The 23,693-nt window shown below is 48.6% G+C and carries 18 protein-coding genes; 8 read left to right on the top strand and 10 right to left on the bottom strand.

What is annotated here, in order from left to right; all coding sequences use genetic code 11:
• From QZT80_RS25115 to QZT80_RS25105, 3 genes are all read right to left on the bottom strand, one after another.
• Positions 1–3,456, bottom strand: coding sequence for a SusC/RagA family TonB-linked outer membrane protein (locus tag QZT80_RS25115; protein ID WP_295128911.1), 3,456 nt, complete (start codon positions 3,454–3,456; stop codon positions 1–3).
• Between the two features lie 215 nt (positions 3,457–3,671).
• The gene (locus QZT80_RS25110) at positions 3,672–4,808 is read right to left on the bottom strand and encodes a FecR family protein (RefSeq protein WP_295128909.1); all 1,137 of its coding nucleotides are present in this window, start codon (positions 4,806–4,808) and stop codon (positions 3,672–3,674) included.
• Positions 4,809–4,887: 79 nt separating this feature from the next.
• The gene (locus QZT80_RS25105; protein WP_295128908.1) at positions 4,888–5,484 is read right to left on the bottom strand and encodes an RNA polymerase sigma factor; all 597 of its coding nucleotides are present in this window, start codon (positions 5,482–5,484) and stop codon (positions 4,888–4,890) included.
• 214 nt (positions 5,485–5,698) lie between these two features.
• Here QZT80_RS25105 and trxA point away from each other — a divergent pair, with 214 nt between their 5' ends.
• Positions 5,699–5,995: a thioredoxin gene (trxA, locus tag QZT80_RS25100; RefSeq protein WP_295128907.1), complete on the top strand. Its 297-nt coding sequence runs from the start codon at positions 5,699–5,701 to the stop codon at positions 5,993–5,995.
• Positions 5,996–6,696: 701 nt separating this feature from the next.
• Positions 6,697–7,434 carry a helix-turn-helix transcriptional regulator gene (locus tag QZT80_RS25095; RefSeq protein ID WP_295128906.1) on the top strand — a complete coding sequence of 246 codons (738 nt, stop codon included), beginning with the start codon at positions 6,697–6,699 and terminating at the stop codon, positions 7,432–7,434.
• Between the two features lie 2 nt (positions 7,435–7,436).
• On the opposite strand, the gene QZT80_RS25090 is transcribed toward QZT80_RS25095, so the two are convergent.
• The 7 genes from QZT80_RS25090 to QZT80_RS25060 form a co-directional block, all read right to left on the bottom strand.
• Positions 7,437–8,504, bottom strand: a complete 1,068-nt coding sequence (locus QZT80_RS25090) for an AAA family ATPase (RefSeq protein ID WP_295128905.1) — start codon at positions 8,502–8,504, stop codon at positions 7,437–7,439.
• 309 nt (positions 8,505–8,813) lie between these two features.
• Complete coding sequence (locus QZT80_RS25085) at positions 8,814–10,301, bottom strand: succinate CoA transferase (RefSeq protein ID WP_295128903.1); 1,488 nt, start codon at positions 10,299–10,301, stop codon at positions 8,814–8,816.
• Positions 10,302–10,433: 132 nt separating this feature from the next.
• Positions 10,434–11,867 carry a hypothetical protein gene (locus QZT80_RS25080; protein ID WP_295128902.1) on the bottom strand — a complete coding sequence of 478 codons (1,434 nt, stop codon included), beginning with the start codon at positions 11,865–11,867 and terminating at the stop codon, positions 10,434–10,436.
• A 96-nt stretch (positions 11,868–11,963) separates the two neighbouring features.
• The gene (locus QZT80_RS25075) at positions 11,964–12,686 is read right to left on the bottom strand and encodes a LytTR family DNA-binding domain-containing protein (RefSeq protein ID WP_295128901.1); all 723 of its coding nucleotides are present in this window, start codon (positions 12,684–12,686) and stop codon (positions 11,964–11,966) included.
• Entirely contained in the window at positions 12,683–13,720 is a 1,038-nt protein-coding gene (locus QZT80_RS25070) for a sensor histidine kinase (RefSeq protein WP_295128900.1), read from the bottom strand. Before QZT80_RS25070 ends, QZT80_RS25075 begins: the two co-directional genes overlap by 4 nt.
• Before the next feature lie 8 nt (positions 13,721–13,728).
• A complete protein-coding gene (locus QZT80_RS25065) occupies positions 13,729–14,415 on the bottom strand; it encodes a hypothetical protein (protein WP_295128898.1) in 687 nt (228 codons plus the stop codon).
• A 19-nt stretch (positions 14,416–14,434) separates the two neighbouring features.
• The gene (locus tag QZT80_RS25060; RefSeq protein WP_295128897.1) at positions 14,435–15,058 is read right to left on the bottom strand and encodes a hypothetical protein; all 624 of its coding nucleotides are present in this window, start codon (positions 15,056–15,058) and stop codon (positions 14,435–14,437) included.
• 192 nt (positions 15,059–15,250) lie between these two features.
• On the opposite strand from QZT80_RS25060, the gene QZT80_RS25055 reads away from it, so the two are divergent.
• The 6 genes from QZT80_RS25055 to QZT80_RS25030 all read left to right on the top strand — a co-directional run bounded on the left by QZT80_RS25055 (position 15,251) and on the right by QZT80_RS25030 (position 23,656).
• Positions 15,251–17,689, top strand: coding sequence for a TonB-dependent receptor (locus QZT80_RS25055; protein WP_295128896.1), 2,439 nt, complete (start codon positions 15,251–15,253; stop codon positions 17,687–17,689).
• Between the two features lie 805 nt (positions 17,690–18,494).
• On the top strand, positions 18,495–19,904 hold the full coding sequence (leuC, locus tag QZT80_RS25050; protein ID WP_295128895.1) for a 3-isopropylmalate dehydratase large subunit: 1,410 nt from the start codon (positions 18,495–18,497) through the stop codon (positions 19,902–19,904).
• A gap of 35 nt (positions 19,905–19,939) precedes the next feature.
• Positions 19,940–20,536, top strand: a complete 597-nt coding sequence (gene leuD, locus QZT80_RS25045) for a 3-isopropylmalate dehydratase small subunit (RefSeq protein ID WP_295128894.1) — start codon at positions 19,940–19,942, stop codon at positions 20,534–20,536.
• Positions 20,537–20,548: 12 nt separating this feature from the next.
• On the top strand, positions 20,549–22,072 hold the full coding sequence (locus QZT80_RS25040; protein ID WP_295128892.1) for an alpha-isopropylmalate synthase regulatory domain-containing protein: 1,524 nt from the start codon (positions 20,549–20,551) through the stop codon (positions 22,070–22,072).
• Between the two features lie 20 nt (positions 22,073–22,092).
• Positions 22,093–23,166 (top strand): 3-isopropylmalate dehydrogenase, encoded by a 1,074-nt coding sequence (leuB, locus tag QZT80_RS25035; protein WP_295128891.1) that lies wholly within the window; start codon positions 22,093–22,095, stop codon positions 23,164–23,166.
• 142 nt (positions 23,167–23,308) lie between these two features.
• Positions 23,309–23,656: a DUF1801 domain-containing protein gene (locus tag QZT80_RS25030; RefSeq protein ID WP_295128890.1), complete on the top strand. Its 348-nt coding sequence runs from the start codon at positions 23,309–23,311 to the stop codon at positions 23,654–23,656.
• Positions 23,657–23,693 lie beyond the last annotated feature (37 nt).

The raw sequence follows: 23,693 nt of genomic DNA, 5'->3' as shown, positions 1-23,693 counted from the left end.
TTAGAAAGTAAGCGTTGTAATGAATCCAAACTGGAGCACTCCCGGCACGGTGGATACGCCTGATGTAGCGCCTTCCAGGTTAGCGGGCAATGTTCGGTAACCGCGGCTGCCGGGGCCATTCACCAGGTCGGGGTCGCCGTAAATGTTGTCTTTCGCGTACCAGTTGTAAAGATTGCGGCCGTAGGCGCTAACCATCAGCTTTTTAAGTACGCTGTTCCTGAATCCGTATTCGTACGCCAATACGATCTCCCTTATTTTCAGGAAATTGGCGCTGGTAAGAAACAGCGTGCTGGTGTTTTCGTAATGACTGTACAACTCCCTGTTGGTATTGCTTACATATACTGTACTATTCTCCACGTATTTGCCACCGCCATCGTCGTACACAGAATTAGGTACAATGAAAGGCTTGCGGTCGTTGTAAGTTGTAATTACGCTCATGCCGGTGGTAAGGTCGTATTGCCCGTTACGGAAGTAGTGACTGGCACCTGCATTAAACTCTCCTAACACCGCCAGTGAAAATCCTTTCCAGTTAAGGTTGATGCTGGCCCCACCTGTGTACTTGGGCAACGTGCGACCGGTAAAGCTGCCTTTTGTGAGGTCTGTATCGGGCATGCCGGTGGTTTTGTTTACAATTACCCGTCCCTGAGGATCGCGCTTCCAGTCGAAGGTCTGGAATTCGAACGCAGTGCCGCCTTCACGGGCGAAGAGGCCATACATATCGCCCGGATTTGGCTTTTTCATTGGGAATTGGCCATCATAGATTTCGCTCACGGAAATCACTTTATTATCATTCTTCGCAAAGCGTAAATCTGCTGTTACAGTAAGGCCATTATCGAGCCTGAACAATGGGTTCAGTTTGATGTCCACTTCGTACCCGAAGTTGCGCAGTACGCCAAGGTTATCGAGCGTGGCACCACCGCTAAGCCATGGGATGGCGGTTTGCATAATCACGCCGTTGTTGCGCTGCGTATAGTAAGAAACATCCACCACTACCCTGTCTTTCCATAAACTGAACAATGCGCCGTACTCCTGGGATATAATGCGCTCGGGTTTCAGGAACGGATTGGGGTTATCGATCGTGTAATTGTAGCTAAGCACTCCTTCACCGGTAGTACCCGGGTATGGAAATCCGTTACTGTAGGCAAGAAACAGGGTGCGCTCGGCCTGGTACGGCAGGATGTTCATATTGGCAGTGCCATTCACTGCTGCCCTCAGCTGCAAACGCGATAACCATGGTAGTGATGAGAGTGATGGCACCAGTTCGTTCAGGATCACGGAGCTATTGGCCCCCAGGTAAAGATCTTTACCACGACCAACCTTCGCACGTTTCGAATCCCAGTCGTTACGGGCCGTAAGCTCTACGAACGCACGGTCTTTCCACCCAATGGTGCTGGTACCGAAGAAGGAGTAAAAGCGGGTAAGGAATGATTGTTCTGAACCATACGGCTGCTCTCTTGAAAAACTAAGATTGAACACTGGTATGATCGGGTTGCCGGAACCGGATACCTTTTTCAAAAAGCTTTCACGTACAGAACTACCTAAAGTGGTCCTAAAGGTGAAATATCCAGTACGATTAAGCGCGGTAATCAGGAAATCATTATTTAACGTCGTATTAGTTTCTGACCTTTCGGTGAGCTGCGTAAGCTGATCGCGCCAGCGGTTCCAACCACCGTTCAACTTGGCGAAATCGGAAAAGTTCACCGGTTTGTTAATTCCTTTTTCCATTTTGCCGGAGTATACAACGCTTGGCTTTTCGGTGATGGTAAGCCACGGCAATACTTTAGCGGTTAACACCAGGCCTGTCACCATGGCATTCTCCTTCACGTCCGATCGGTTGTTCTCGGCTGCCTGGTAAGGGCTCATTACATCTTCATCAGACCAATAATGGTTATTATCCGACCATTTATCGTTTTTCCAGTCTTTGTAACTCAATAACGGAATAAAAGTCGGGGTACTGAGTATATCTCTCATATCTGGCCCAAGGTCAGATGTGGTACAACTGTAACTGATGTTTACCTGGGCGCTGTATTTACCGAAGCGGCGGGCCGAGGTTAAAAAGAGACTTAAGTTTTTACGCTTGTCTGCCGGGATAAAGCCGTCCTGGGAACTGTGATTAAGTCCGAGGTAGAAATCAGATTTATCATCCGACTGGGAAACAGACAGATTGTTTTGAACCGTCATAGCGGGCGCAAAAAACCGCCGTGCATCTTGCCTGTCGGCATAAGTGACCATCTGATATTCGCCATTTTCATCGGGGCGGCCTATCTTCACTAATTCACCATTGTATTTGGGGCCCCAGCCATTGCGGTCGGTGGTGCTGTACAGGCCATTACCATCGGCATCTACTGTACCTAATCCAGTACCAAAACTGCGTTGTTTGGCTTTATCGTTACGGTAGTCCATGTGCTGGAAGCTGACGCTGTTCCTGAAGTTTACCACTGCACGGCCTTTCATCCCCTTTTTAGTGGTGATCAATATCACGCCGTTCACGCCTTCCGGTCCGTACAGGGCGGTCCCGTTAGCACCTTTCAAAACGGTAACATCCTGTATGTCGGCCGGGTTAATATTGTTGATAAAGTCCATCACCAATGCCGCCGCGTTATTGTCGGAACCAAAGGTGAGTGGCGTACCATTAAGAATAAACAACGGCTGGTTGTTGCTGGTACTGCCGAATGAGCGGATACCACGCAGTAACACCCTCATCTGCGGCGTCATGGATGCGTTTTGCGTCGTGATGTTCAAACCCGACACTTTGCCCTGCAAGCCGGCCAGCACGTTGCCGGAGTTAGCGCGGTTGATTTCCTCCCCACTTATTTTATCAACGCTGTAGCCGATTTCCTTCGAACTTTTTTCTATCCCGAAGGCCGTTACTACTGTTTCTGCCAGTTTCGCTACTTTTTCGGAGAGGCTGATCGTGAAATTGGTTTCACTGCGTTTGGTTTTATATTCTACGGTTTGATACCCCAGCGATGAGATGACGAGGATAGTGCCCGGCTCCACGTTTACATTAAATAAGCCCTTACTGTCGGTAATAGTACCGTTAGTGTGCCCCTTAATGGTTACCGTGGCGGCAACAACAGGCTCTTTGGTGGTACTGTTCAATACCTGGCCATTATATAACACCAGTGGTTGCAGGGTTTCGATAATCACTTCCGGTGGCGCAGGTTTGCGGGAAAAGGTGATCATCTTGTCTGTAATCCTGTAATTCAATGGCTGACTGCTGAGTGTTGTGGACAGGAATTCAGCCAGCGGCATATTATGCGCATCAACCGTTATCGGTTTTACATCGTTCAGTAAATCACGATTATAAAACACCACATACCCCGTTTGCTTTTCAATGGCCGATATCACGCGTTTAATCGGGAGATCTTTGCCGGAAAGCGATACGGACTGTGAGCGCCCGGAAGCGTGTACCCCTAAAATGGCCACGGTAAGTAAGAGAAAAGTTAGCTTCATCACTAACAAGATTTTGGTCACGTAACGGCGCTCCCACCAATGCCGGTGGGTGCAGCAAACATTTTTTTGCATAAATTGCATTTGGTTTGGTTGATAATAAAATTCTCTTTGCTGAAATTTTAGGTTGACTTAACTATCCGCCGGAAGTGGGTCCAAGCACTTCCGGCTTCTTTTTTAAAAGGCGTTTATGTATTTGTTGATTCCAAAGCTGACGACTATTTTCTTTCGCTGATCACCAGTTTGCGGCCAGCTTCCAAACGGAAAGGCACTTCTGCATCTTCCAGTACTTTTAACAACTGCGATAAATTAATGTTACGGAGCATTTTACCACCGAAAGTGATATCCGGCACATTCCCTTCGTATTCCACTTCTATATCGTACCAGCGCGCTAACTGGCGCATTACTTCACGCAGTGGCAGTCCTTCGAAGTCGAACAGGCCGTTACGCCAGGCCATTACCGACTGCAGGTCGGCATCGTTTGTTACCTTCACATCGTTTGCAGCATATTGTGCCTGCTGGCCGGGTTGCAGCAATGCTTCTCCCACTTTAATACGACCTTCCAGCAGCGTTGTTTTAGCCACCGGCTCATCCGGGTAAGCGTTTACATTAAAATGGGTACCCAGTACTTCCACATCTGCCTTCCCTTTTATTTTTACCCTGAATGGCTGCCCCGCATTCTTCGCCACTTCGAGATACACTTCCCCGCTGACTTCCACTACCCTTTCTTTCCCATTAAAGGAAGTAGGATAACGGATAGAGGAAGCTGCATTCAGCCAGACCTCTGTACCGTCGGGCAGTACCAGGTCGAACTGTCCGCCACGCGGCGTGGTAAGTGTATTGAACACCGCTGTTTCTTCTGTGCCTTTAGCGGCGTACTTCAATTTGCCGCCGGACTGCTGTACGGCCGTACTACCCTGCTGTAGTTCCCGGTGACTGGCACTATCAAGCGCTACCACCGATCCGTCGGCCAGGGTAAGGAGTGCTTTGTCGGACCCCGGCGCCACATCGTAGGCCAGGGTGTTTTGCACCGGCGTTTTATCCTGCGTCCACATAAACAATGCAATACCGCCTGCCAGCAGTACAACTGCAGCAGCCGCCCACCATTTCCGGCGATAAAGTGATACTACTTTACCCGTTTTGGTTTGCGCCATAATATGACGGAACATCTGGTCAACCGGTGCTTCGGCACCATAGGCCGACTGATCTTCAGCAGCCAGCGCTGCCAGCATATTGTCCAGTTTCTCCTGGTTCCCTTCTTCTTCCAGCATTTCCTTCCACTGCCGGAATTCTTCCGGCGTCATGGTTTCATCCAGGTACTTTGAAAATAATTGTGTAAAATCCATTTCAGACATTGGCAGGTGATTATACGACCCCTTGCTTATATATGGACGAAATTAAATGCAGGGGTAATGCATGGTTTTGAAAAAAAACTTAAATAAACAGGGGTGTAAGAAACAAACAAGCCACCATGGCCACGTCCGGGTAGTGTTCCGCCAGGTATTTACGGATAATGGCCAGGGCCCGAACGAGGTGACTTTTAGATGTAGTAGGCGTAATATTCATTTGTGCCGCAATTTCCTGGTGTGTTAGTCCCTGGAAGCGGCTCAGCATGAAGGCCGTTTTAAGTTGCGGAGAAAGCTGGTTTACCGCCTCATTTACTGCTGTTTGCAACTGTTTAAGGGCGATGCGCTCTTCCGCCGTTGGTGTTTCATCCGCAAAAAAATCAACCAGGTACGTTTCGTTTTCCGGTGCCAGCACCTTTTTACGAAGATAATCGCGGGCTGCATTTTTGGTAATCGTATTCAGCCAGGGCCGGAATTGCAGTACGCCGGCCAGTTGTTCCCGCTTCAGCCATATTTTCACAAAGATTTCCTGCGTGAGGTCTTGCGCCATTTCGGGCGATTTCACCACACGAAGGGACAAGCCATACACATGCCTGGCATATAAATGATATAGTTCGCTGAAGGCCTGCTGCTCGCCCGCCGCCGCTCGTTGCAGCAGTTCATGCTCTGTATCCGGATGTTGCATTCCTGGTTGGGCGCTTATAGCGCTTGTTTGGTTGATTGGTATGGGTTAAAAGTAGCGAAAAAGATGATAGGTAGGTTGTGGGGATAATTCGCAGCGGCCGGCCTGATCACCATCACAACGCCCGCGTTCATGAGTCCTGTAAAGTGTTTGAACCCGGAATAGCCTACCTTTACCTTTCAGGCATTATTCTTGGAAAGATTTATAAAAGTCAATTATGGCAACGTTCTCAGAGATTATCCATAGCAATAAACCCGTACTGGTCGATTTTTTCGCTACCTGGTGCGGGCCGTGTAAAACCATGTCGCCTATCCTGGAAGAACTGAAGAAGGGTGTGGGCGACGATGCTACGATCATTAAAATAGATGTGGATAAAAACCCTGGGGTGGCACAGGCTTACCAGGTACAGGGTGTACCAACGCTTATCCTGTTTAAACAGGGCAGGATACTCTGGCGTCAGTCGGGTGTAATACCGGCGCACCAATTGGAACAGCTGATCCGCCAGCACGCCTGACTTTACGGCGTCACAAACTTTCTGCCACCCATTCAAACCCCTCCCCGTTTTGCCGCACGGGTTTACAACACTCAATTAAAAAACCGATTCCGGTTTACAGTGCTATCATAAAAAACGGGACAATCCATGTGGACTGTCCCGCCCAGTGAGTAAATACCACTGGCCTTCTTTTTTGGGGCTAAAAGGGCTTACAGATGAATTGGTGGCCCTTTTTTCATATAACCGACTGTAACTAAAGCTAAATACGCCGGATACTGCGAACATTGGAGAAAGGCCGAATACATTTCTGCCAACTTCTATCAAAAACAACTGACATGGCTATTATAACACTCCGTCCGGGGTGCTGTAAGCGAACATGGCCTGCCGCTCACAGCAACACCAAAACGGGCATAAGGAATAAACAGCAGGTGTTAGACGGCGGTCCAGGAAAGCGTAAAAGATTTTTTTGGGGTTACGCTTAAGCAAATGGAATCCGAAACATTCAAGAATTATAAGTTACGTTACCGGGATGTAAACACTGCCTCAATACCACACCGTACGGCTATCCCATCACATATAGTTCGTTTTTTTGTCTTTTGCTAAATTGACGGCTCAAGCATAAACCGTTTCATTTCGGCAACAAAAATAACACATCAAACAAGGCGTGTCAACTGCGTAATTCCGCAGGTTGGATATTTTTTTTAGCTTTATGAAAAAAAAGGATGTGCCCCGAACCAACTTATGGTAGTTATTCCAAATCTCTGATCACTGATATCCCTGCCGACCTCGAAAGCGAACAGGCACAACACTTCCGTGAAACCATCCCAAGGTTCCCGGACGAAGCAGTGTACATCTACTCCTTTAAAGAGAACAGGATGATCTATGCCGATGGCTGGGAAGAGGTACTGGGCTATAAGGATTCGGAGGTGAACATGATGACGATCGTGAGTACTACCTCTCCGGAATACGCCCCCTTCTCCCACGAACTGAACGACAAGGCATTGATGTTTATCCAGCAAAAGCGGGAAGAACTGGAGAAGTATAGTTTTACGATCGAATTAAAGAAAATCCATAAAAATGGCACCCACATCCCGCTGATCGTGAAGGTGGGCGTGTTTAGCGCTGAAAATGGGCATATGACGGCTATTATCGGCCGCTCGCAGATTAACCGCAGCCTGAAACTGGGCAGCATCATGCGTTACGAGGCTTACGGGCCCGACAAATCGATGTTCGAGGAGGAGTTGAATAAACAGTTGTTCAGCTACCATGCCATCTCCGGCAAAGAAAAGGAAGCGCTCGAAATGCTGTCAAAAGGTTATTCTTTTAAAGAGATAGGCGCTATCCTGAACGTGTCGCAGTCGGCCATCGAGAAACGCATCTTTCCACTATATAAACGCTTCGACCTGAAAAGTCTGACGCACCTGATCAGCTTCGCGTACGATAACCATATTTTACCTTAACATTAAGCCGAGAGGTTAACGGAAAGGATGTGTTCTTTTTGAACGCCTATCTTTTCCAGCATATTTTCCCAACGTTCCTCATCCTTTTCTTTGGGTACGCTATTGCCCAATACCCATATCACCTTGCGCGACTTCAGCGCCTGGCGGTTTGTTTCGTTATGGGCAAAAGTGTCCACCATATGCAAAAAAGTTTTTGGACTGATGATGTCGGGCTCTATGGGGCTGCCGGGATTAATATCGTCGATAACCAGCACGGAAGCGTTACGCCAGTTCCATATTTCATCGAGATTGCCAGCAGGGCCGTCGAAGAACATACAATATAACTTCATGGCGGTAAGATATACGGCTGCGTGGCGTTTTATCGACATCTCTGTAGCAATACCCACGCTCAGCGTTGTTTTACCGGTTCCCTTAGCGCCAAATACCAGCAGGTGTTTACATGGGCCGCTATTATCCATAAAATCTCTCACCACCTGCCTATTCTCCTCGGTAATACCCATTTCCCACTGGCTTAAGCGGAACTGGAAAGGATACTGAGGCAACTGCAGGTACATTTTGGTCATGTACCAATAACTGGCGGGGTATATCAATAATGCGAGCAACAGCATCAGCACGATCATCGCACTTTGTGTATAAACGCAACACAGGCTGGCGGCAAATGCACCAAAACTGAAGAAGATAACGTCGGTAATGGTATCGAACGCAATGTTGCCCCAGGCAGGTGCAAAGGTATATTTGCTGCCTTTGGGCAGGAACATCCGCTTACTGGACGATGGCTTCTTCATCAGCAATGGCCCGAGGAAATTATAGGCTTCGAACAACACCCATACGGACGCAATAATGCCGGCCGACCATAAAGCCGCCCGCTCTTTTGCCATTTCCCTCGAAAGAAAGATGAACAGTATAATAACAGGAATAAACCCCAGCGACAGGTGTCCCATCTGGTTGGCAAGCCAGGCGTAGGTTAGCGTAATGCCACGGTGTGAATCTTTACCGATAAGATCAGCCTTTAACTGTTTTAACACAGCTTTACGGGGTATGGCCACAGGGGCAACAGTTGTTGTTTCCATTGGGAACAAGCGGATATTGAGGTTATGAAATACAGTTACAGCATAGGCAATGCCGGGTTAAATATAGAAATATTTTGATAAAGTCCCCTGCCGGTCTCTAAGCATAAAACCAAACCCAATGGCACTCGTTGGCGAAAACGATATTGGGTATTCAGTAATGCTTAGGGCCTTATTACACTCTGCCAGCCGTCGCCATAACGCACGAATATGTTCATTATGCCAAAGCACGGGGAGTTTTATGGCGCCGGACAGACTCCGGCAACCATATGAGGCTATTGTTAGCAAAAACAATACGGCGTAGGATAATGCCTACCCCTTCATTGTTCCCTTCTCCCTTAACCCCACATGCCAGCTGAACGCCTCTTCCAATATATGCGGCGTTTGCCCGCCACGTTGCGCGCAGGCCCTGTCGAAGTAATCCTGCAGTGCGGGCCGGTAGTCGGGGTGAACGCAGTTACTGATGATGGTTTGCGCGCGCTCGCGTGGTGCCATGCCTCTTAAATCGGCGAGCCCGTAGTCGGTAACAAGGATATCTACATCGTGTTCGTTATGGTCAACGTGTGAGACCATGGGGAGTACGTGTGAAATAACATCGTTTTTGGATGCGGCCTGTGTCACGAAGATACTTAGGTACGCGTTACGGGCGAAGTCGCCTGAACCACCAATACCGTTCATGATATGGGTGCCGCCAATGTGCGTAGAGTTCACGTTGCCGTAAATATCAAACTCGATGGCGGTGTTGATGGCGATGATGCCAAGCCGCCTGATCACGCCGGGGGCATTACTGATGTTCTGCGGGCGTAATACCATTTTATCACGGTATTTATCCAGGTTACCGATCACGCGGTCGTAACACGCGGCGGATACGGTAATGGAAGAACCAGATGCGAAGTTGAGTTTACCGGCGTCTATTAAGTCGAAAGTGCTATCCTGTAGTACTTCTGAGTACATGGTAAGGTCGTGAAAGCCGCCATGCTGCAGGCCTGTCAGCACCGCATTAGCCACTTTGCCAATCCCTGCCTGTATAGGCAGCAACGATGGGGTAAGACGGCCAGATGTTACTTCGCTTTCAAAAAAGCCTACGAGGTGGCCGGCGATGGCCATTGTTTTGGCATCGGGGGCTACAATGTCCGCAGGACTATCCTGTACTGCCGTGTATACGATCGCGGCGATCTTATCCGGGTTTAGGGGGATCGTAGTGCGTCCTATACGGGCATCGGGCGTATTAACAGGAATACTGTTACGGTGCGGATAGTCGGCTGGCAGGAAGATATCATGTATGCCCTGGATATCTTCGGGCACCAGGGTATTTATCTCGATAATTACTTTTTCGGCCATGGCAGCAAAGGACACAGAGTTACCGACCGAGGTGGTGGGAACAATGCTACCATCTTCGGTAATGAGAGCGGCCTCAATTACTGCAATATCCAGTTTAGGAATATAGTGGCTGTGTAACAGCTCTACTGATTCACTTAGGTGCTGATCAATAAAAAGCACCTCTCCGCTGTTGATATGTTTGCGTAATACAGGGTCCGACTGGAAAGGCATACGTTTAGACAGGGCGCCTGCGGAGGCCAGTTTTGCATCGGTGTCCTGCCCAAGGGAAGCACCGGTAATCAGCGTGATCTTAATACCATCTACGGCCGCCCGTTCGGCCAGTGCGGGTAATACGGCTTTACTGTCGCCGGACTTTGTAAAGCCACTGGTACCAACTACCATTCCGTTCTTAAACAACAAAGCCGCGTCTTTTGCATCCATCACCTTCTGCTGTAGCTGTTCCGCTTTAATCCTGTTCATATTGTGTATTTTATTCCTTTGCAAAATTACCACCGTGCCACTTACCCGGGAATGAGCAAAGTCATGTTCTGTGTACGGTCAACTTACCACATCACCTGACGAAACTCATGTTCTCCCCGAAAACCGCGGTCATCAAAGATTGTGTACGTAACATAACAGGAAACCGGCCGTAATATGCCTGGCCTGTGCTACGTTTTGCACATCGCCCAGTAACTGGTTCGATTCACTGGGGTTGCTGAAGTTAATATCCTGACGGAAATTGTTCTTTTGTCCGTACGTCAACACAAGGCCTGCTTTAATATTCGCGCGGCGGGTGCGTTTGTTGGCCCCCAGCTGGAAGTGGAAATTATTCCAGGTGGCGGTGTAGGGAACAACCCCACTATCGTCGCGGTAGAGGCTTTCGTCGAAGAAAGAGAAGTCGGTGCGGCCGCTTATGTAGCCGGTCAGGTCCTTACGTACGTTGAAACTTACGCCCAGGGCGACGTTCGTCACGCTTTTGCGCACATCCTTCAGGCGCAATATGCCACTGGTAAAAGTGTTAAGGCCGGCGGTATCGGGACGGATAAAGTACTCGTTACGGGGAGTAATAATATTATACTCCTTTATACGGCCGTAATGCTCGGCAGCGATATACAGCTTTCCCTTCGGGAGATCGTATATGTAACCGGCGGCTATACTGAGCGGCGTTCTCCATTTTACCTTCAGTTTTTCCTGCCTCGTATTGGCCAGCAGGCTGAACGGCTCATCCGGCGTAGTTAATACCAGTTCCTGTATAAGATTATCGCTCACCAGGATGGCAGATCCGCCTACGTGAATCATGGGCATACCGGCAGTAAGTCCAAGGTGATGACGACCGTTGTCGTAGGCGAGGCCCGGCCGGATCTTGAGGCCTATATGGTGATAGTCGACCGTATAGATAGCATCTGTACTGGCGAGTTTAAAGTCCACCACGCCTGGGTTTACAATGGCCCGGGCGGAGTAGTTCTGGCTATAACGCTGGCTGTACACATTTCCTTCGAGCAGCAGTCCGGCCGACCAATATTTGCCGAGTTTTAATCCCCAGGCAATCTGCGCGCGCGTTTCGCCTGCCCTGTTCTCTAACTGGTATTGGCCAACGTAATACTCGTTGCCCGGACTGTAACTGTCATTGAGTACCTGGAACTGATCATCGCGGCGCTGAGAAGTTTCTAAACGAATACCGGGGGTATGGATCAGCGCATAAGCTACGGAAACCCTTGTGCCTGGTATAGCCTGGCCGCCGGCTAACATATTAGGCACCGAAGCGTTACTGGCCGACTTCAGATCAAACCCTTTACCCGCACCGTTTTTGATACGGATAGCCTGATGCTGGTACAACACCGTATTCATCGAAATGGCAGCTATTTTAGAGCCGCCGAGCAGTGCAGGGTTATAAAAATATACGCCACTATCGCCATTGGCAGCTATTACAGCACCGGGTACAAAGAAGCCTCCGGCACCGTACTGGCTGTTCCAGTAATGGGTATCCTGAGATTTAACAACATTAAAAACACAAACTGACACGAGGAGTAAACAATATCTGATCATACGTAACTGCTTAACCAAATTTACTGATTAAACATCAGCACAAGATATTTGTTCAGTGAGAATATCTTAAGTGAAACTGACAATTTCTCACATTAATTATTTTTTCTTCCTGTGCTGATCGGTCCCGATAAGCCCTTGTACGGCATCGCGGTAAGATGCACCGATCGGCACGTCCTTGTCTCCCACCCTTACATAATTGCCTTCAATAAATACGATACGTTCTTTGGCGATGATGTAACTCTTATGGATACGCAGGAAGTGCGTATCGGGCAACTGTTCGCTCAGACTTTTAAGTGTGTCGTTCACGAGATACTGCGCCTGGCCGGTCATCACTTTAGCATAATCGTCGAGCGCTTCGATGTAGAGGATGTCTTCAATATTAAGGCGGTACACTTTTTTGTCGGAACGGATAAAGATCGCTGGCGGCACGTCATTACTGGGGCGGGCCTGGCGATTGTCCAGGCGGGCGATGGCTTTGTTAACAGCTTTCAGGAAACGTTCGAAGGAGAAGGGTTTTAACAGATAATCGGCGGCATCCAGTTCAAAGCCCTCTACGGCGTATTCGGCGTAGGCGGTGGTGAATACGATACAGGGCGGTTGCACCAGCCCCTTCAGGAAACTGATGCCCGACAGTCGCGGCAGGTTAATATCCAGGAACACCAGCGCCACGGGTTGCTGCAACAACACGCGCTGGGCCTCCAGTGCATCATTACAAACAGCCACCAGTTCGAGACAGGGATGGCCATCGATGTACTTTTCCAGCACCTGGCGGGCCAGGGGTTCATCTTCCACGATCATACATTTATACATCGTACTCATAAATCAAGTTCCAGTATTACAGTAAAGGTATTGTGTTTCTCCTCCATCGTCAATTTATGCCTGCCCGGGTACAATAAAGCCAGGCGACGGCGCACGTTTTCGAGTCCCAGCCCCTTATAGTTTTCGGGTTCTACCTCATCTACCCTGCCTGCGGTGTTAGACAAGCGGAACAGCAGTCGATGAGAGAATAGTTCCAGGTTCAGCGTGATACCTGCAGTACCGGTATTACCCTTAGCCCCATGTTTAAAAGCGTTCTCCAGGAAGGTGATCAGCAACATGGGCGGCAACTGCTGCTCTCCTATCTCCCCATCAACCGTTACATTTACCTTTAACTCATTGCCCGAACGCATTTGCTGCAGGGCAATATAATCCTTCACCATCTCCCACTCCTTTACCAGTGATACAAACTCCTCGCGGGTGTCGTACAGGAAATAACGCATCAGGTGTGATAAACGTAACACCGTATCGGGCAGCCGGTCATCTTTTTCGAGCGACATGGCATAAATACCGTTCAGTGTATTAAAAAAGAAGTGCGGGTTGATCTGTGCTTTTAAGGCTTTCAGTTCTACCTGCACCTTCTCCTTTTCCGCTTCCAGCAGTTTACGTTCCAGATCATTTACCGTAAACCAGGATTTTGAGAGCTTCAGCAGCGAGCTGAGGCCGGTGTATACACCGAAAAAGGCGGCGATCTCCCACAAACTGAAATAGGATATAAAAAAATAGTCAGGGAAGATACTGGCCGACCAGTCCTGGAAGAAGCGATCGTTTACCCAACTGCATACGGCTATGAGGGCCACCAGCAGGAGGATGTACAACCACCATTTACGCTGGTTGCCGAACTCCGGCAGCAGCCATAACAGGTTACAATATACCGCGGGCAACAGGGTTAGATGGAAAAGGCCGGCATATATATAATCGATCTTCGTGGCGGGCGAAGACGATTTAAAGACCTGTACGAACACGAAGTACGTACAGGCCCAGAAAATCAGGTGTTGAATCAGGCGGAAGAAGGGATGTGTGAGAATCGTCCTCATATCTTTGTTTAACCTTTCTTGTTTAAGGTAATGGCATTTTTACTGCCAAACAAACGTTCGTCGTTCCCATATTTGGCCACGAACTGTTGTAAGTCGGCCGAAGAGGCGGTAACTACAAAGGTGCCAAACAAGGCATCGTGTTCATATTTCAATTTCATATTACCGGCCAGCAGCTGCTTTTTAATAAAATCGCCATCAGCAAACTTTACAGACAGTTGCCCATTATCCAGCACATCTATCTTAGCAATTGTATAACCTGGCATGTATTCACTTTCCGCGATATTCATGCCGCCCTCCACTTTATCTTTCCCGATTTCACCCGCAAATAAAGGCACCAGGTTGCCATACAGGGCGCCATTAATCTTCATCATCTGCATCAGCATATAGTGTTTCACACCATTCCTGGTAAATGAAAGCTCGAAGGTATGTTCCGCGCGTTTCTTATCGGCCGGGCTTATTTTATTATCGAGAATGGGCTTTCCATTGCTAAAAACGGGCTCATCGCCGATAGACTTACGGGTTTCGCTGAGCATAAAAGGTGTAATACGCAGCTCTCCATCTTCAGTATTCCAGTCGCCGCATACCCGGTTATCGACAACCACTTTATCCTGCGTAACCAAAGGTTGCATGGTGGTAAGGCAGGAGCTTAATCCGCATGCAAGTAATATTATAACAGATAAACAGATCTTTCTCATTTTGTAAGGTTTTAGCGGGTTAATTCAATTTTTTATAGGTACCGGGATCTTCATACGCGCCTGGCACATCGCCATACTTCTTTACATAATCCTGTAGTTCGGCGGTAGATGCAGTAATAAGGATTCCCCCATCAGCATTCCTTTCGTGGCGGATGCGCACCTGCTTATTATTAATCAGTTCGGACATATAACCACTATCAAACTGTTTAATTTCAAACGTCTGCGGGTTATCCATTTTAAACTTGTACAGGCTATGCAGGCGTACAAAATGTGCGACGTAGAAGGGGCTGTAAGTTTGTATTTCAGGCGTTGCAGCAGGGTAATAGTCCATGTACAGGTTGCCGTCGATGCGAAACAGGAAAGCATAGTACCGCTGCCTTATCTCCCCCTCGTTATCCCTCGAGGTTACCAGGTAAGCTTTGCCGGCCAGGAATTGCAGGCCCGCAGGCAGCTCCGAAAACAACTGCTGGCTGCCGCGTTCGAAGGTGACTACATCTCCACTAGAGCCTGTACCCCAGTTACCAAGCAGGCGGTCGTCGAAAGTAAGGTCTTCGGGTTTAAATAGCGGGTACAAGGTGGTGAGGCAGCTACTGAAACTTAGTAGCATCACGGTAATAGTTGTTAGAATGAGCGTTCTTTTCATAATAAAAGATTTATAGCCCAAAACTACCCGCAGCAGAGGGGCGATAGAAATTAATTCGGTAAACATAGTGTTTTGTCCGGTGAAACCTGAATGCGAAAATTCCGCATTGCGTAAAATTATTTCCCAAATCGATTGCCGGTTACCGCGAGGTTGAATTTTCTTTGCGCATCAATCTATAAACGTACCCTTATCATGCGATTACTCCTACTGGCCATATTAGCCTTCTGCATTAGCAGTGTGCAGGCACAAACCTCCATTAAAGGAACGGTGAAAGACCCGGACAACAACCTGGTACCTGGTGCCAGCGTATCCATCAACAAATCGAAAGTGACCGTTACCAATGAAAAAGGAGCATACACTTTCACTGACCTGACTGCAGGTAAACATACGCTTACTATTTCCTTTATGGGATTTGAAACCACTACCCGCAGCATTACCCTCAAAGATGGGGAAACGCGCGTGGTGAATATCGGCCTTACTTCGTCTGCCGAGCAATTACAGCACGTGGAGATCACCGGCCGTAAAGAATCTGGTTATAAAAATACCAACTCCTTTGTAGGTACCAAAACCGCTACGCCCTTAAAAGACGTACCGCAATCCATCAGTTACGTTACCAAAGAACTCATGCAGGACCAACAGGCACTGCGTGTGGGAGAAGTGGTAAAGTACATGAGCGGCGTTACGCAGCACACCACTTACGACGACCTTAACATACGCGGTTTCCGTACCCAGAACAACAGTCAGGTACAGATGGTAAACGGCCTCCGTACCATTACCGGTTTCTGGAAACAACCACTTACTAACTACCTCGAACGCGTAGAAGTGATTAAGGGCCCGGCCTCGGCGTTGTTCGGCAACTCCTCTCCCGGGGGTGTGATCAACAGGGTTACCAAAAAGCCGCTGGCCGAAAGGAAACAGAGTGTAAGCTTCAGCAATGGCAGCTTCAATACCTTCCGCGCATTCACCGACTTTACCGGTCCGATGAACGAGAGCAAAACACTGTTGTACCGCCTGAACCTGGGTTACGAAAACGCCCAGAGCTTCCGCGATCTGCAGTTTGACAAAAACTTCGTGGTAGCGCCCTCTATCTCCTTTTTACCAACAGAAAAAACAAGGTTAAACTTCGATGTGGTGTACAACCGCAGCATGAGCCGGCTGGACCGCGGGCAGGCTGTGTACGGTAATAATGACCTCTACTCTGTGCCCACTTCCAAAAGTCTCAACGCATCGAACGACTTCCTGAATGAAGACAACCTGCTGATCACCACTTCATTTAACCACCAGTTTTCTAAAAAACTGCAACTGAATGTGGCTTACCTGAAAAGCATGTGGGATGAAGATCTGCTTGAACACCGTACCGCCAACGGTTATGCGAAAGACAGCGCCGGTGGTTCCATTCCCACCCTCGTAGAAATGCAGGTACTGATCCGCAAGCGTAAAGTGTTTACCGATAACGTATCCGCTTATTTCTCTTACGATGCTAATACGGGGTCGCTCAGCCATAAACTGTTATTCGGCTACGATTACGCGCAGTACAAAATGCCATGGGGCGCTGCACAGCAGCAGGCAAACGGTTACCGCAACGCGACTAACACCGGTGCTTCTGCGTACAATGCTGCCCGTCCGGCTAACTTCCAGTACACGGTCGTGAATGGTCAGAAAAGCCCGGTGCCAAACGTGCCGCACTTCGACCTCACTTCTACCAGTCCGTACCAGATGTACGACATGAGCAAGTACTTCTATGTTAAAACGAACTACGATGCGTCGTTCACCAACGCGCAGGGCATATACATCCAGGACCAGATCACGTTTGGAAGATTACAGGCCTTACTGGGCTTACGTTACGATCGCTTCAACAGCAAGGTAAACTACGACAAACCATTTGAGCGCGACGATATCCAGGATGCCATCATTCCAAGAGTGGGCCTCGTTTACACTGTGAACAAACACATTAACGTTTACGCTACTTACACCGAAGGTTACAATGTCCAGGACACTACCAAGATGGGCCCCAATGCTGGCGGACCATTCGACCCGCTGATCAGCAACCTGATGGAAGTGGGCGGTAAAAGCGACTGGTTTAACGAGAAATTATCCGTAACCCTGGCGGCTTACCGCATCCAGATGAAGAACGTACTGTATAATGCAGGCGATGCCACCAACCCCGATCTGCTACGTCCTGTAGGCCTGGTTGAATCTAAAGGTGTGGAACTGGACGTAAAAGGACAGATCACCCCGAACTGGTCGTTGATCGCTACTTACTCGTTTAACGAATCAGGTATTAAAGAAAGTACCAACAAAGCAGAAATCGGCCGTCAGCCTGCAGGCGCACCAAAACACCAGGGCAGCCTCTGGACAAAATACAACCTCAGCACAGGTTTGCTGAAAGGGTTAGGTATTGGCGTGGGCGGCAACTTCGTAACAGAACGTAACACCGACAATGTGACCCAAACCCTGCCTGGTTATGAATTGCTGAACGCGGCGCTGTTCTATAAAATTGATAAGTTCCAGTTACAGTTGAACATGAACAACCTGCTCGACAAAACCTATTGGATCGGCGGTTACGATTACATCCGCCTGTTCCCCGGCGCACCACGTAACTGGATGACCACCGTATCATACGTATTCTAATGTTGAAAGAAGATAGGCCCTGATTTTCCTGTTCCTGGTACTTTCGGTCATTATACCCTGGTGGCCTGAGCAGAAAAAGAAACCCGTTGAATGCCTGGTGATGTTTCGCCAGGCATTTTTCGTTGCTAACGAACAGGATTTGCCATCTGGCGGAGCGGAATTGCCTTCTGACGAACAGGATTTGACATCTGGCGGAGCGGAATTACTTTCTGACAAACAGGATTTGACATCTGTCGGAGCAGAATTGCCTTCTGACGAACAGGATTTAACATCTGGCTGAGCGTAATTACCTTCTGGCGAACAGGATTTGACATCTGTCGGAGCAGAATTGCCTTCTGACGAACAGGATTTAACATCTGGCTGAGCGTAATTACCTTCTGGCGAACAGGAATTAATAGCTCACCGACCGAATTGGCCTTTTGACGAACAGGATTAACATCTGACAGAAAGGAATTGACACTGGCCAACCAGCATTAACACCTGTCTGTGTGAATTACTATTTCACCAAGGCAAATTCGCAACTTATGACACAATCCAGCTGGCAAACGAACCATTTTGTCAGCCAAATGTCACAAATTCCCCCATTTAATTGTAGTTTTCTACTATAACCCGAAACGACATCTACTCAACACTTAAATTAATGATTTACAATTAGATATGCCAACCACCGGCACACTCAAACGCAGACAATCCTCATCAATTTATCCCCCTAACTGCACCATATCATTAGAAAATCTTCTGAAAAAGTCAGAACTTGTGCGAAGATTCCAAACGATTCTAAGGTTATACTATAAAATTTTCAAAAATGAGCAGCAGTACACCCACTACGTTATTTGACAAAGTATGGGATTCACACGTAGTGAGAAAGATTGAGGACGGACCAGATGTATTTTTTATCGACCGCCATTTCATTCACGAAGTGACCAGCCCGGTAGCGTTCCTGGGACTGGAAAACAGGGGACTGGGTGTTATTTTCCCGGACAAAACATTTGCCACGGCAGATCATAACACGCCTACTATCAACCAGCACCTGCCCGTGCAGGACCCGCTTTCTGCCAACCAGCTTAAAGCGCTGGAAACCAACTCCGCCAAATATGGTATTTCACATTGGGGACTCGGTAATCCCAAGAACGGTATTGTACACGTAGTTGGACCAGAAAATGGTATTACCCTTCCGGGTATGACCATCGTATGTGGCGACTCACACACCTCTACACACGGTGCATTCGGAGCAATTGCCTTCGGTATCGGTACCTCTGAAGTAGAAATGGTGTTATCGTCGCAGTGTATTATGCAGCCGAAGCCAAAGAAAATGCGCGTGACCATCAACGGTAAGCTGGGCAAAGGCGTAACACCGAAAGATGCTGTTCTATATATTATCTCCCAGCTCACAGCAGCCGGCGCTACCGGTTACTTCCTGGAATATGCGGGCGAGGTGTTCGAAAACATGAGCATGGAAGGTCGTATGACCGTGTGTAACATGAGCATTGAAATGGGTGCCCGCGGTGGTATCATCGCTCCGGACGAGACTACCTTTGCTTATATTAAAGGCCGTGAGAAAGCGCCAAAAGGCGAAGCATGGGATAAAGCGGTAGAAGTATGGAAAACACTGAAAACTGACGAAGGTGCCACCTTCGACCAGGAGTATACGTATAACGCTGCCGATATCGAACCCATGATCACCTACGGTACCAACCCGGGTATGGGCATGGGCATTACCCAACATATACCTTCAGCAGCCGATCAGGGCGGCAGTAAATCGACCTACGAGAAATCGCTTGACTATATGGGCTTCCATGAAGAAGAAGCGATGCTGGGCAAAAAAGTGGATTACGTTTTCATTGGCAGCTGTACCAACGGCCGCATCGAAGACTTCCGCGATTTCGCCTCTATTATCAAAGGAAGAAAAAAAGCCGACCATGTTACCGCGTGGATCGTACCCGGTTCTCATATTGTTGAACAACAGATCAAAGACGAAGGCATTCTCGACATCCTTACCGATGCAGGGTTTCAACTGCGCCAGCCTGGTTGTTCCGCCTGCCTGGCCATGAACGACGATAAAATTCCGGCCGGCAAGTATGCAGTAAGCACCAGCAACCGCAACTTCGAAGGAAGACAAGGCCCCGGTTCACGCACACTGTTGGCCAGTCCGCTGGTAGCAGCGGCTGCGGCAGTAACCGGTGTAGTTACCGACCCAAGAGAACTGATGGCTTAATATCTTAACGATCACAACACGATACTTACATTATAATGGCTTACGATAAATTTACCGTACTTACCAGCTCCGCCGTTCCTATGCCAATCGAGAACGTGGACACCGACCAGATCATCCCTGCACGCTTTCTGAAAGCAACCGAACGTAAAGGTTTTGGCGATAATCTTTTCCGCGACTGGCGCTACAACAACGACGATTCCCCTAAACAGGATTTCGTATTGAACAACCCGATCTATTCCGGTAAAATACTGGTAGCCGGTAAAAACTTCGGCAGTGGCAGCAGCCGCGAACACGCAGCCTGGGCTATCTACGATTACGGATTCCGTTGCGTGGTATCCAGCTTCTTCGCCGACATCTTCAAAAACAACTCGCTTAACATCGGCATACTGCCCGTACAGGTGAGTCCCGAGTTCCTGGATAAAATATTCACCGCGATAGAGGCCGATCCGAATGCACAGGTAGAAGTAAATCTGCCAGCGCAAACCATCACCATCCTGGCCACCGGCGAAAGCGAATCGTTCGCTATTAACACCTACAAAAAACACAACCTGACCAACGGCTTCGACGACATCGATTACCTGCAGGCCATGAAAGACGAAATACAATCATTTGCTGCGAAAAGCATGTATTAATAGTTTACAATTATGCCAACGGCGCCACGTTACATAGAAATAATGGACACTACCCTGCGCGACGGGGAGCAGACCAGCGGGGTGAGCTTTTCACCTTCTGAGAAGCTGACCATCGCCCAGTTATTGCTAACGGAAGTGAAGGTAGACAGGATCGAGATTGCCTCCGCGCGCGTGTCTGAAGGCGAGTTTGCGGCCGTAAAAGGCATTACCAAATGGGCGAAAGCCAATGGTTACCTCGACCGGGTAGAAGTACTCACTTTCGTAGACGGCGACGTGTCTGTACAATGGATGTTAAAAGCCGGGGCAAAGGTAATGAACCTGCTCACGAAAGGCTCGCTCAACCACCTCACCCATCAGCTTAAAAAGAAACCAGCACAACACTTTGCCGAAGTAGCCGCCGTTATTGCACTGGCCCGTAAAAAGGGATTGGAATGTAACGTGTACCTCGAAGACTGGAGTAATGGTATGCGCCATTCGCCGGAATATGTGTATGAATACCTCGACTTCCTGCAAAGCCAGCCCGTTAAGCGCGTAATGCTGCCAGATACGCTGGGTGTGCTTATTCCTTCTGAAGTAACCACGTTCATTACCGAAATCGTGGCCCGCTATCCAAAGCTGCACTTCGATTTCCACGCGCATAACGATTACGATTTAGGTACGGCCAACGTGCTTGAAGGCATTAAAGCCGGCGCACATGGCCTACACCTGACTATTAATGGGATGGGCGAACGTGCTGGTAATGCGCCTTTGGCGAGCGCCATTGCGGTGTTACACGACTTTATGCCCGGGGTAAAAACTGCCGTGGCGGAGAAGTCGCTGTACAGCGTAAGTAAACTGGTGGAAACCTTTTCCGGCTTCCGCATACCGGCCAACAAACCGGTGGTGGGCGAAAATGTGTTTACGCAAACCGCGGGCATACATGCAGATGGTGATAAGAAGAACAAACTGTACTTCTCCGACCTGATGCCCGAACGTTTTGGCCGCCAGCGCAAATACGCCCTGGGTAAAACCAGCGGCAAAGCGAATATTGAAAACAACCTGCATCAACTGGGCATACAATTGTCGGACGCCGACCTTAAAAAAGTAACGGCACGCATTATTGAACTGGGCGATAAAAAAGAGGTGGTAACACAGGCCGATCTGCCATACATCATTTCCGACGTTCTCGATAGTAATACCATCGAGGAAAAGGTGAAGATAGAAGACTACGTACTCACCCACTCCAAGAACCTGAAACCTTCGGCCACACTGCGTATCCTGATAAACGGCGAAGTGTTTGAGGAACATGCACAGGGCGATGGACAGTACGATGCCTTTATGAACGCGCTGAAACGCATCTACAAAAAGAAAAAGCAGGAACTGCCCGGCCTTAGCGATTATGCTGTACGCATACCGCCCGGTGGTAAAAGCGATGCGCTTTGCGAAACCATCATTACCTGGCACCATAACGAACGCGAATTTAAAACCCGCGGGCTCGACAGCGACCAGACGGTATCTGCAATAAAGGCCACCCAGAAAATGCTCAACCTGATTTAAACCTCACATCATATCACCACATGGCAAGCAAGCATATATTAATCGTTCCCGGCGATGGAATTGGCCAGGAAGTAACGGCAGTTGGCAAAAAGGTACTGGATAAGATAGCCGCTAAACACGGTCATACTTTTACTTACGATGAAGCCCTGATTGGTCACGTAGCCATTGAAGCTACCGGCAATCCTTTACCAGACGAGTCGCTGGAAAAGATGCGCAACTCCGATGCTGTATTGTTCGGCGCGGTAGGCCATCCTAAATACGACAACGATCCTACTGCCAAAGTAAGGCCGGAACAAGGTTTGCTGAAGATGCGCAAAGAACTGGGCCTCTACGCCAACCTCCGTCCTATTAAATTATTCGATGAGCTGCTGGGCGCTTCCAGCATCAAACCCGAGATCTTAAAAGGAGCCGATATTCTTTTCTTCCGCGAACTGACCGGCGATATTTACTTCGGTGAAAAAGGCCGTAAAAACAATGGCGATACCGCTTACGACATTGCAGAATACAGCCGTTATGAAGTAGAACGTATTGCCCGCAAAGCGTTTGACGCCGCGCGTACCAGGAAAAAGAAACTTTGCTCCGTAGATAAAGCCAACGTAATCGAAACATCGCGTTTGTGGAGAGAAGTTATTCAAAAAGTAGCGCTCGAATACCCCGATGTGGAAGTAGAACACCAGTTTGTAGACGCCACCGCTATGCTGCTGATCAAAGATCCACGCCGCTTCGATGTGGTTGTTACCGCTAACCTGTTTGGCGATATCCTTACCGACGAAGCTTCGCAGATCGCTGGTTCCATGGGCATGCTGGCTTCTGCCTCTATTGGTGATGGAACGGGTGTGTACGAGCCTATTCACGGTTCGGCACACGACATTACCGGCAAAGGAATTGCCAATCCGCTGGCCTCCATCCTTTCCGCCGCACTGCTGCTCGACATCAGTTTTGGTATGAAGGAAGAATCCGAAACAGTGATCAGCGCAGTAGATAAGGTGCTGAAAGCCGGTTTCCGCACACGTGATATCGCCGATGCCTCTACCCCGGCCGACAAAATCCTTGGTACAGAAGCGATTGGCGAAGAAGTATTGAAATTTATCTAGTTTATAGCTTTATAATACAGGCGCGCATCCTTTACGGGTGCGCGTTTTTTATTTGTGCAAAAATCGCCTTAATTATGTCGCAACAATACCCCCTGTAAACCAATGTTGCGTCGTATGTTTGCATCATCAAAAAACGGAACCCATGAACAAGGAAGTAACACAGTACATTGCAAAGTTGCCCGAGTGGCAGGTGAGCGTTTGCGAGGAGTTGAGGAGAACGATACATACGGCAGTGCCCGACGTGGAAGAACGCATCCAATACGGTAAACCACACTACCTGAAAAACGGCCACTATGCAGCCGTTATCAGTGCATCAAAAGAAAAAGTGGTTTTTAATATTTTTAATGCAGAAGGGTTGGATGAAATAGACGGATATTTCGTCAATACCACCACCCCGCAGCGTAAAGCCGCGATGATAAAGCAGGGACAGCTGGTAAACTACGAACAGCTGGGCGACTTTTTAAAAGAAACGGCTAAAACACTTAAATAGAAAAAGGAACCATACGGTTCCTTTTTTTTATGTTTCA

This window comes from uncultured Chitinophaga sp. (genome assembly GCF_902168175.1).
In the GTDB taxonomy this organism is placed as follows: domain Bacteria; phylum Bacteroidota; class Bacteroidia; order Chitinophagales; family Chitinophagaceae; genus Chitinophaga.
Note: the sequence above shows the minus strand (reverse complement) of the source record. Positions and strands in the feature narration are given on the sequence as shown.

Excerpts from the sequence above, each read along its gene's own strand:
- QZT80_RS25065 (WP_295128898.1), bottom strand. The coding sequence starts at position 14,415 with ATGAGAAAGATCTGTTTATCTGTTATAATATTACTTGCATGCGGATTA.
- QZT80_RS25055 (WP_295128896.1), top strand. The coding sequence starts at position 15,251 with ATGCGATTACTCCTACTGGCCATATTAGCCTTCTGCATTAGCAGTGTG.
- trxA (WP_295128907.1), top strand. The coding sequence starts at position 5,699 with ATGGCAACGTTCTCAGAGATTATCCATAGCAATAAACCCGTACTGGTC.
- QZT80_RS25110 (WP_295128909.1), bottom strand. The coding sequence starts at position 4,808 with ATGTCTGAAATGGATTTTACACAATTATTTTCAAAGTACCTGGATGAA.
- QZT80_RS25030 (WP_295128890.1), top strand. The coding sequence starts at position 23,309 with ATGAACAAGGAAGTAACACAGTACATTGCAAAGTTGCCCGAGTGGCAG.
- QZT80_RS25085 (WP_295128903.1), bottom strand. The coding sequence starts at position 10,301 with ATGAACAGGATTAAAGCGGAACAGCTACAGCAGAAGGTGATGGATGCA.
- QZT80_RS25090 (WP_295128905.1), bottom strand. The coding sequence starts at position 8,504 with ATGGAAACAACAACTGTTGCCCCTGTGGCCATACCCCGTAAAGCTGTG.
- QZT80_RS25040 (WP_295128892.1), top strand. The coding sequence starts at position 20,549 with ATGCCAACGGCGCCACGTTACATAGAAATAATGGACACTACCCTGCGC.
- leuD (WP_295128894.1), top strand. The coding sequence starts at position 19,940 with ATGGCTTACGATAAATTTACCGTACTTACCAGCTCCGCCGTTCCTATG.
- leuC (WP_295128895.1), top strand. The coding sequence starts at position 18,495 with ATGAGCAGCAGTACACCCACTACGTTATTTGACAAAGTATGGGATTCA.
- QZT80_RS25105 (WP_295128908.1), bottom strand. The coding sequence starts at position 5,484 with ATGCAACATCCGGATACAGAGCATGAACTGCTGCAACGAGCGGCGGCG.
- QZT80_RS25095 (WP_295128906.1), top strand. The coding sequence starts at position 6,697 with ATGTGCCCCGAACCAACTTATGGTAGTTATTCCAAATCTCTGATCACT.
- QZT80_RS25080 (WP_295128902.1), bottom strand. The coding sequence starts at position 11,867 with ATGATCAGATATTGTTTACTCCTCGTGTCAGTTTGTGTTTTTAATGTT.
- leuB (WP_295128891.1), top strand. The coding sequence starts at position 22,093 with ATGGCAAGCAAGCATATATTAATCGTTCCCGGCGATGGAATTGGCCAG.
- QZT80_RS25115 (WP_295128911.1), bottom strand. The coding sequence starts at position 3,456 with ATGAAGCTAACTTTTCTCTTACTTACCGTGGCCATTTTAGGGGTACAC.
- QZT80_RS25060 (WP_295128897.1), bottom strand. The coding sequence starts at position 15,058 with ATGAAAAGAACGCTCATTCTAACAACTATTACCGTGATGCTACTAAGT.
- QZT80_RS25070 (WP_295128900.1), bottom strand. The coding sequence starts at position 13,720 with ATGAGGACGATTCTCACACATCCCTTCTTCCGCCTGATTCAACACCTG.
- QZT80_RS25075 (WP_295128901.1), bottom strand. The coding sequence starts at position 12,686 with ATGAGTACGATGTATAAATGTATGATCGTGGAAGATGAACCCCTGGCC.